Origin of the sequence: Streptomyces sp. SID4985 (assembly GCF_009863025.1) — a bacterium.
Taxonomy (GTDB): Bacteria; Actinomycetota; Actinomycetes; order Streptomycetales; family Streptomycetaceae; genus Streptomyces.
In genome coordinates this window covers 1-8,852 of the sequence record NZ_WWIR01000557.1, presented here as the reverse complement: position 1 = coordinate 8,852, position 8,852 = coordinate 1, and the positions used below count along the sequence as shown (strand labels likewise).

The 8,852-nt window shown below is 73.1% G+C and carries 8 protein-coding genes and 1 pseudogene; 7 read left to right on the top strand and 2 right to left on the bottom strand.

What is annotated here, in order from left to right; genetic code table 11:
- A pseudogene (locus GTW40_RS24035) lies at positions 1–698 on the top strand (HTTM domain-containing protein); the annotation flags it as partial.
- Positions 695–1,453 (top strand): TrmH family RNA methyltransferase, encoded by a 759-nt coding sequence (locus GTW40_RS24030; protein ID WP_161182257.1) that lies wholly within the window; start codon positions 695–697, stop codon positions 1,451–1,453. The pseudogene GTW40_RS24035 and the gene GTW40_RS24030, both read left to right, overlap by 4 nt.
- 71 nt (positions 1,454–1,524) lie before the next feature.
- On the opposite strand, the gene paaN is transcribed toward GTW40_RS24030, so the two are convergent.
- On the bottom strand, positions 1,525–3,216 hold the full coding sequence (paaN, locus tag GTW40_RS24025; RefSeq protein WP_161182256.1) for a phenylacetic acid degradation protein PaaN: 1,692 nt from the start codon (positions 3,214–3,216) through the stop codon (positions 1,525–1,527).
- 212 nt (positions 3,217–3,428) lie between these two features.
- On the opposite strand from paaN, the gene GTW40_RS24020 reads away from it, so the two are divergent.
- On the top strand, positions 3,429–4,943 hold the full coding sequence (locus GTW40_RS24020) for a 3-hydroxyacyl-CoA dehydrogenase (RefSeq protein ID WP_161182255.1): 1,515 nt from the start codon (positions 3,429–3,431) through the stop codon (positions 4,941–4,943).
- Entirely contained in the window at positions 4,940–5,527 is a 588-nt protein-coding gene (locus tag GTW40_RS24015) for a TetR/AcrR family transcriptional regulator (protein ID WP_161182254.1), read from the top strand. Before GTW40_RS24020 ends, GTW40_RS24015 begins: the two co-directional genes overlap by 4 nt.
- A gap of 80 nt (positions 5,528–5,607) precedes the next feature.
- On the opposite strand, the gene GTW40_RS24010 is transcribed toward GTW40_RS24015, so the two are convergent.
- Positions 5,608–6,093: an Lrp/AsnC family transcriptional regulator gene (locus tag GTW40_RS24010; RefSeq protein WP_161182258.1), complete on the bottom strand. Its 486-nt coding sequence runs from the start codon at positions 6,091–6,093 to the stop codon at positions 5,608–5,610.
- A 190-nt stretch (positions 6,094–6,283) separates the two neighbouring features.
- On the opposite strand from GTW40_RS24010, the gene pdhA reads away from it, so the two are divergent.
- The 3 genes from pdhA to GTW40_RS23995 all read left to right on the top strand — a co-directional run.
- Positions 6,284–7,444 carry a pyruvate dehydrogenase (acetyl-transferring) E1 component subunit alpha gene (gene pdhA / locus GTW40_RS24005; protein ID WP_161182253.1) on the top strand — a complete coding sequence of 387 codons (1,161 nt, stop codon included), beginning with the start codon at positions 6,284–6,286 and terminating at the stop codon, positions 7,442–7,444.
- Entirely contained in the window at positions 7,441–8,445 is a 1,005-nt protein-coding gene (locus tag GTW40_RS24000) for an alpha-ketoacid dehydrogenase subunit beta (protein ID WP_161182252.1), read from the top strand. Before pdhA ends, GTW40_RS24000 begins: the two co-directional genes overlap by 4 nt.
- Positions 8,445–8,852: biotin/lipoyl-containing protein (locus tag GTW40_RS23995; protein ID WP_343245774.1), on the top strand; the 408-nt coding region annotated here is incomplete at its 3' end. The genes GTW40_RS24000 and GTW40_RS23995, both read left to right, overlap by 1 nt.

Here is an 8,852-nt window from a genome sequence, read left to right as displayed (position 1 = left end):
GGGTGGGCCCGGTGCTCTGGGCGGTGTCGGGCGCGGCGCTCGTCGCCGTGGCGCTGACCGACGGGTTCGGGGCCACCTGGCCGGTGCCGACGCTGCTGTGGGCGACCTGGGCGGGCCTCGGCCTGTGGTGGGCGGCGGGACGCCGGGCGCGGTCTCCGGAGCCCCGGATGCTGCTCGACGTGATCGCGAACGTGCTGCACAACGGCGCCCTGGTCGTGATCATGGCGGAGGCGTGCCTGATCTACGCCACGGCCGGCTGGTACAAGATCCAGGGCTCGCGCTGGCAGGACGGCACCGCCGTCTACTACCCGCTCCACCTGGACTACTTCTCGCCCTGGCCCGCGCTCGCCGGTCTGATGGCCGCGAGCGGCACGCTCATGATGCTCGCCGCCTACGGCACAGTCATGATGCAGGTCGCCTTCCCCTTCACCCTGTTCAACCGGCGCGTGAAGAACGTGCTCCTGGTGCTGATGATGGCGGAGCACGCCGCGATCGCCGTCCTCCTCGGGCTGCCGTTCTTCTCGCTGGCGATGATCACGGCCGACGCGGTCTTCCTGCCCACCGCCTTCCTGCTGCTGGTCGGCGGGGGCGTGGCACGCGCGCGTGCCCGGCTGTTCCGGCGCGGCGGCCGACCCATGGTGCCCGGACCCCGCGTCCCCGAGGACGACTCGGCGGGCCGCGTAGGGTTCACGGCATGACCGACCCCCTGATCCGCTGGCGCGAGCGCGCCGGGGAGGCCGTGCTGCTCGACGGCTTCCACGCGCTCAAGCACGCGCTGCGCTTCGGCGCCGAGGTGCCGGTGGCGGTCACCACCGACCGGAAGGCGACGCTCGCGCTCGCCGACGAGCTGGCCGGTGACCTCGCGGACACGCTGGACGCGCTGCTCACGGAGGTGTCCGGGACGGCGTACGCCGCGCTGGTGCCGCGCCCGCATCCCACCGGTGTGGCCGCGCTCGCCGTACGGCCGTCCCGGGAGGCCAATCTGCGGGCGCTGGCCCGCACGCCCAGGACCGCTCCCGTGGTGGTCCTGGACGAGCCGCGCAACCTCGGCAACGCCGGTGCCGTGATCCGGCTGGCCGCCGGTTTCGGGGCGACCGGCGTGGTCACCACGGGCACGCTGGACCCGTGGCACCCGACGGTGGTGCGCGGTGGTGCTGGACTGCACTTCGCGACCGCCGTCGAGCGCCTCGGTGTCGACGAGCTGCCCGCCGGACCGCTGTTCGCCCTCGATCCCGAGGGCGAGGACATCCGGGGGACGGTGCTGCCCGACGACGCCGTGCTGGCCTTCGGCTCGGAGCGCAGCGGGCTCTCGGCGGCGCTGCGCGCGCGTGCCGACCAGCTGCTGGCGCTCCCGATGCGCCCCCAGGTCTCCAGCTACAACCTCGCCACCAGCGTCGCCATGACGCTGTACCACTGGAGCGCCTTCGGCGGCGCCGCGCCCATGGATGCCTGAGCCACCCCCGGACGGCCCTGCTCCGGGTGTGCTCACGCCTGTCGGCGGACCACACCCGGAGCCAGTGACGCTCACGCCTGTCGGCGGACCTCCACCACGCGGAAGCGGTTCGCCACGTACGCGCCGTCGGTGAGGGCCGCGTTCGCCGCCGGGTTGCCGCCCGAGCCGTGGAAGTCGGAGAAGGCGGCGGTCTGGTTCACGTACACCCCGCCGGTGAGGTTGAGGGACAGCTGCGCGGACTCCTCCAGGCATGCCTCCTCGATCGCCCGCGCCACCTCCGGGTCGGTGGTGTACGCGCCGACCGTCATCGCGCCGTGCTCGCGGACCGTGCGCCGCAGCAGCTCCACCGCGGCGGCGGCCGAGTCGACGGCCACGGCGAAGGAGACCGGGCCGAAGCACTCGCTCGTGTACGCGGCCTCGTCGTCCGGCTTGGCGGCGTCCAGCTTCACGATCACCGGCGTGCGCACGACCGCGTCCGGGAACTCCGGGTTGACGATCTCGCGGGAGGCGAGGGCGACCTCGCCCAGTTCGGCGGCCGCCTCCAGACGGGCCTTCACGTCCGGGTTGACGATCGCGCCGAGCAGGGCGTTCGCGCGCGCGTCGTCGCCGAGCAGGCCGTCGACCGCGCGGGCGAGGTCGGCCGTCACCTCGTCGTAGGACTTGTGGCCCTGGTCGGTGCTGATGCCCTCGCGCGGGATCAGCAGGTTCTGCGGGGTGGTGCACATCTGGCCGCTGTACAGGGACAGCGAGAAGGCCAGGTTGGACAGCATCCCCTTGTAGTCGTCGGTGGACTCGACGAGCACCGTGTTGACGCCGGCCTTCTCCGTGTAGACCTGCGCCTGGCGGGCGTGGGTCTCCAGCCAGTCGCCGAAGGCGGTCGAGCCGGTGTAGTCGACGATGCGGATCTCGGGGCGCGTCGCGAGGGTCTTGGCGATGCCCTCGCCGGGGCGCTCGGCGGCCAGCGCGACCAGGTTGGGGTCGAAACCGGCCTCGGCCAGCACCTCGCGGGCCACCTGGACGGTGAGCGCGAGCGGCAGCACCGCGCGCGGGTGCGGCTTGACCAGGACCGCGTTGCCGGTCGCCAGGGAGGCGAACAGGCCCGGGTAGCCGTTCCACGTCGGGAAGGTGTTGCAGCCGATGACCAGGCCGATGCCGCGCGGGACCGCCGTGAACGTCTTGGTCAGGTTCAGCGGGTCGCGCTTGCCCTGCGGCTTGGACCACTCGGCCGCCTCGGGGGTGCGGGTCTGCTCCGCGTACGCGTACGCCACCGCCTCCAGGCCGCGGTCCTGCGCGTGCGGGCCGCCCGCCTGGAAGGCCATCATGAACGCCTGTCCACTGGTGTGCATGACGGCGTGCGCGAACTCGTGCGTGCGGTCGCTGATCCGCTTGACGATCTCCATGCAGACCGCCGCGCGCGCCTCGGGGCCCGCGTCCCGCCAGGCGGCCTGGCCGGCCTTCATGGCGGGCAGCAGCACGTCGAGGTCCGCGTGCGGGTAGGTCACGCCCAGCTCGATGCCGTACGGCGAGATCTCGCCGCCCACCCAGTCGTCCGTGCCCGGCTGGTCCAGGTCGAGACGGGTGCCGAGGACGGCGTCGAAGGCGGCCTTGCCCGCGGCGGCGTCCAGGCTGCCGTGCTCGCCGTAGGCCTTGGGGTGCTCGGGGTGCGGGGACCAGTACGCGCGCGTGCGGATCGCTTCCAGGGCCTGGTCGAGTGTGGGCCGGTGCTTCGCGATCAGCTCGTGTGCGGTCAGTGGGGCGGCCATGCGGGACCAACTCCTCGTCTCGGGAACTCGTCGTCGAGCTCCTACCTGGGCGGAAACGGAGAAAGCGGCTGCGGGTGGGATGCGGGCCCGGTGCGCGCCCGTCGAAGGCGGTGGTGGGCCACGGGTGGTCAGAGCTAGAGTAACCGAACGATCGGTCGGGACAAGGGGGTCCGGCGCATCTGTGGACAACCCCGTGCGGGAGGATCGCGCACATGACAGCACTGGACCTCAGCAGCCCCGTGGCCGTGGTCGGCACCGGCACCATGGGCCAGGGCATCGCCCAGGTCGCGCTGGTCGCCGGCCACCCCGTGCGGCTCTACGACGCCGTTCCCGGGCGCGCCCACGAGGCCGCCGGGGCGATCCGCGCCCGGCTCGACCGGCTGGTGGCCAAGGACCGGCTCGCCGCCGCCGACCGGGACGCGGCGAGCGCCCGCCTCACCGCCGCCGGGCCCCTCGAGGACCTGGCCGGGAGCGCGCTGGTCGTGGAGGCCGTCGTGGAGCGGCTGGACGTCAAGCAGCGGCTCTTCGCCGAGCTGGAGGAGATCGTCGGCGACGACTGTCTGCTGGCCACCAACACCTCCTCCCTGTCGGTGACCGCCATCGGGGGCGCGCTGCGCGACCCCGGCCGCCTGGTGGGCCTGCACTTCTTCAACCCCGCGCCGCTGCTGCCCCTGGTCGAGGTCGTCTCCGGCTTCGCCACGGACGTCACGTCGGCCACGCGCGTGTACGAGACCGCCCGCGCCTGGGGGAAGACCCCGGTGGCCTGCGCGGACACCCCCGGGTTCATCGTCAACCGGATCGCCCGCCCCTTCTACGCCGAGGCGTTCGCGGTGTACGAGGCGCAGGGCGCCGACCCGGCCACCATCGACGCGGTGCTGCGCGAGAGCGGCGGCTTCCGGATGGGCGCCTTCGAGCTGACCGACCTCATCGGCCAGGACGTCAACGAGTCCGTCACCCATTCGGTGTGGCAGTCCTTCTTCCAGGACGTGCGTTTCACGCCTTCGCTCGCCCAGCGCAGGCTGGTCGAGTCCGGCAGGCTGGGCCGCAAGAGCGGCCATGGCTGGTACGACTACGCGGAGGGTGCCGAGCGTCCCGAGCCGCACACCGCCGAGAAGGAACAGGCGCCCGCCCATGTCACCGTCGAGGGCGACCTCGGCCCGGCGGCCCCCCTGCTCACGCTGATCCGCGAGGCGGGCATCCCGGTCCACGAGCAGGAGGAGGACAACGGCACCCTGCTCGTCCTGCCGAGCGGCGGTCAGCTGATCCTTGCCGACGGCCAGACCTCCGTGGAGTTCCGCGACGTCGTCCACTTCGACCTCGCCCTCGACTACCGCGCGGCCACCCGTATCGCCCTCTCCGCCTCCCAGGACACCTCGCCGCGCACCCTAGCCGAGGCCATCGGCCTCTTCCAGGCGCTCGGCAAGGACGTGAGCGTCATCGGGGACGTGCCCGGCATGATCGTCGCCCGCACGGTGGCCCGGATCGTCGACCTCGCGCACGACGCCGTCGCCAAGGGCGTCGCCACCGAGGAGGACATCGACACCGCCATGAAGCTCGGCGTCAACTACCCGCTCGGCCCCTTCGAGTGGAGCCGGGCCCTCGGCCGGGGCTGGGCCTACGACCTGCTGGACCAGCTGCACGCGTGCGACCCCTGCGGGCGGTACGCGCCGTCCCTCGCGCTCTACCGGCACGCCTACGCCACCGACAAGCGGGAGGGCACCTCATGACCACCGCCAAGCGCGACACGTACACCCCCGAGACGCTGCTCTCGGTGGCCGTGGGGGTCTTCAACGAGCGCGGCTACGACGGCACGTCCATGGAGCACCTCTCCCGGGCCGCCGGCATCTCCAAGTCCTCGATCTACCACCACGTCAGCGGCAAGGAAGAGCTGCTGCGCCGGGCGGTCTCGCGGGCGCTGGACGGCCTGTTCGCCATCCTCGACGAGGAGCACGCGCGCGCGGGACGCGCCGTCGACCGGCTCGAGTACGTCGTACGGCGCATGGTCGAGGTGCTCATATCCGAGCTGCCCTATGTGACGCTGCTGCTGCGCGTGCGCGGCAACACCGAGGCCGAGCGGTGGGCGCTGGAGCGGCGCCGCGAGTTCGACCACCGGGTGGCGGACCTGCTCCGGGCGGCCGCCGAGGAGGGGGACGTGCGCGCGGACGTCGAGGTGCGGCTCGCGACCCGGCTCGTCTTCGGCATGATCAACTCCATCGTGGAGTGGTACCGGCCCGAGGCCCGCGGGGCGAACGGGCGCGAGGTGGCCGACGCGGTGGTGCTGCTGGTCTTCGCGGGGCTGCGGGGGGACTGAGCCGGGGGCGCGCCTCCGGCCGGAACGCGCCCACCGGGCCCCGCGCCCACCGGGCCCCGCGCCCACCGGGCCCCGTCCCTTTACGCTTCCGGCCCCACGTCCTCCTCCTCGAAGACCAGCAGCGTGCGGGTGCTCAACACCTCCGGGATCGCCTGGAGGCGGGTGAGCACCAGTTCGCGCAGGGCCCGGTTGTCGGGGGTGTGCACCAGCAGGAGGACGTCGAAGGCGCCGCCGACCAGGGCGATGTGGGAGGCGCCGGGCAGCCGCCGCAGTTCCTCGCGGACCGTGCGCCAGGTGTTCTGGACGATGGTGAGCGTGATGTAGGCCGATGTGCCGTGCCCGGCGCGCTCGTGGTCCACGCGGGCGCCGAAGCCCCGGATCACCCCGTCCTCGACCAGGCGGTTGATCCGCGCGTAGGCGTTGGCGCGGGAGACGTGGACGCGGTCGGCGACGGAACGTATCGAGGCGCGGCCGTCCGCCTGGAGGATTCTCAGGATGTCCTGATCTATGGCGTCCAGCGGGCGCGGCGGGGGCAGGGCCGTTCCCGCGTCCGGTCCCTGGGCCATTTGTTCAGGTGTCATGTCCCCCCGCTTCATCGCCGTGGACGTCCTGCGTTCATTCCAGGCTGTGGAGAACCGTTTGTCCACAGCCTGGAGGGGCCAGTAGCCAAAATGCATCGGCGACCGAACAATCGGTAGGTGAGACGGGTCACAGCCGACACGTCTCCCGTAGCCACTCCCACGAGGAGGTGCCGTCATGACGGTCATGGAGCAGCGGGGCGCGTACCGGCCATCGCCGCCGCCCGCCTGGCAGCCCCGCATGGATCCCGCGCCGCTGCTGCCGGATGCCGAGCCCTACCGCGTCCTCGGCACCGAGGCCGCCGCGAAGGCCGACCCGGACCTGCTGCTCAGGCTCTACGCCCAGCTGGTGCGCGGCCGCCGCTACAACACGCAGGCGACCGCGCTGACCAAGCAGGGCCGCCTGGCCGTCTACCCCTCCAGCACCGGGCAGGAGGCGTGCGAGGTCGCCGCCGCCCTGGCCCTGGAGGACCGCGACTGGCTCTTCCCCAGCTACCGCGACACGCTCGCCGTCGTCGCCCGGGGCGTCGACCCGGTGGAGACCCTCACTCTGCTGCGCGGCGACTGGCACAGCGGTTACGACCCGCACGCCCACCGTGTGGCCCCGCTCAGCACCCCGCTGGCCACCCAGCTCCCGCACGCGGTCGGCCTCGCGCACGCCGCCCGGCTCAAGGGGGACGACGTGGTCGCGCTCGCCATGGTCGGCGACGGCGGCACCAGCGAGGGCGACTTCCACGAGGCGCTGAACTTCGCCGCCGTCTGGCAGGCCCCGGTCGTCTTCCTCGTGCAGAACAACGGCTTCGCCATCTCCGTCCCGCTCGCCAAGCAGACCGCCGCCCCCTCCCTGGCCCACAAGGCCGTCGGGTACGGGATGCCGGGCCGCCTGGTGGACGGCAACGACGCGGCCGCCGTGCACGAGGTGCTCGGCGACGCCGTACGGCACGCCCGCGCGGGCGGCGGACCCACCCTGGTCGAGGCGGTGACCTACCGCGTCGACGCCCACACCAACGCCGACGACGCCACCCGCTACCGGGGCGAGGCCGAGGTGGAGGCGTGGCGCGCCCACGACCCCGTCCGGCTGCTGGAGCGCGAGCTCACCGCGCGCGGCCTGCTCGACGAGGCCGCCATCGACGCCGTACGCCAGGACGCCGAGGCGATGGCCGCCGACCTGCGCGAACGCATGAACCAGGACGCCCCGCTCGACCCCATGGAACTCTTCGACCACGTGTACGCCGAACCCACCGCGCAACTGCGCGAGCAGCGCGAGATGCTGCGCGCCGAGCTGGAAGCCGAGCAGGACGGTCCGCAGGGCCCGGGCGCGGAAGGCGGTCGTCGATGACCACCGTGGCCGTCAAGCCCGCCACCATGGCGCAGGCCCTCACGCGCGCGATGCGCGACGCGATGGCCGCCGACCCGAACGTGCACGTCATGGGCGAGGACGTGGGCACCCTCGGCGGTGTCTTCCGGGTCACCGACGGGCTCGCCAAGGAGTTCGGCGAGGACCGCTGCACCGACACCCCGCTCGCCGAGGCGGGCATCCTCGGTACCGCCGTCGGCATGGCCATGTACGGCCTCAGGCCGGTGGTGGAGATGCAGTTCGACGCGTTCGCCTACCCGGCGTTCGAGCAGCTGATCAGCCATGTCTCGAAGATGCGCAACCGCACCCGGGGCCGGATGCCGCTGCCGATCACCGTGCGCGTCCCCTACGGCGGCGGCATCGGCGGCGTAGAGCACCACAGCGACTCCTCCGAGGCGTACTACATGGCCACCCCCGGCCTGCACGTCCTCACCCCGGCCACCGTCGCCGACGCCTACGGAATGCTGCGCGAGGCCATCGCCTCCGACGACCCGGTGGTCTTCCTGGAGCCCAAGCGGCTGTACTGGTCGAAGGACACCTGGAACCCCGAGCAGCCGGAGGAGGTCGCGCCGATAGGCCGCGCGGTGGTCCGCCGCACCGGCCGCAGCGCCACCCTCGTCACCTACGGCCCCTCCCTCCCGGTCTGCATGGAGGCCGCCGAGGCCGCCCAGGCCGAGGGCTGGGACCTGGAGGTCGTCGACCTGCGCTCGCTGGTGCCCTTCGACGACGAGACGGTGTGCGCCTCCGTGCGCCGCACCGGACGCGCGGTCGTCGTCCACGAGTCGACCGGCTTCGGCGGCCCGGGCGGGGAGATCGCCGCCCGCATCACCGAGCGCTGCTTCCACCACCTGGAGGCGCCGGTGCTGCGTGTCGCCGGGTTCGACCTCCCCTACCCGCCGCCGATGCTGGAGCGGCACCACCTGCCCGGCGTCGACCGTGTGCTGGACGCCGTGGCCCGGCTGCAGTGGGAGGCCGAGGGCTGATGGCACAGGTACTGGAGTTCAAGCTGCCCGACCTCGGCGAGGGACTGACCGAGGCGGAGATCGTGCGCTGGCTGGTGGCCGTGGGCGACGTGGTCGCCGTGGACCAGCCGGTGGTCGAGGTCGAGACGGCCAAGGCCATGGTCGAGGTGCCCTGCCCCTACGGCGGCGTGGTCACCGCGCGCTTCGGCGAGGAGGGCACCGAACTGCCCGTCGGCGCGCCCCTGATCACCGTCGCCGTCGGCTCGGACGAGCCGGGGGGAGAGCCCGCCGGGTCCGCCGAGGCCGCCGGCGAGGAGTCGGGCAACGTCCTGGTCGGCTACGGCACGCGGGCGTCCTCGGGGCGTCGGCGCAGGGTGCGTACGGGACTCGGCGTGGTCCCGGGGAGCACACCGGTCGCGGACGGCTCG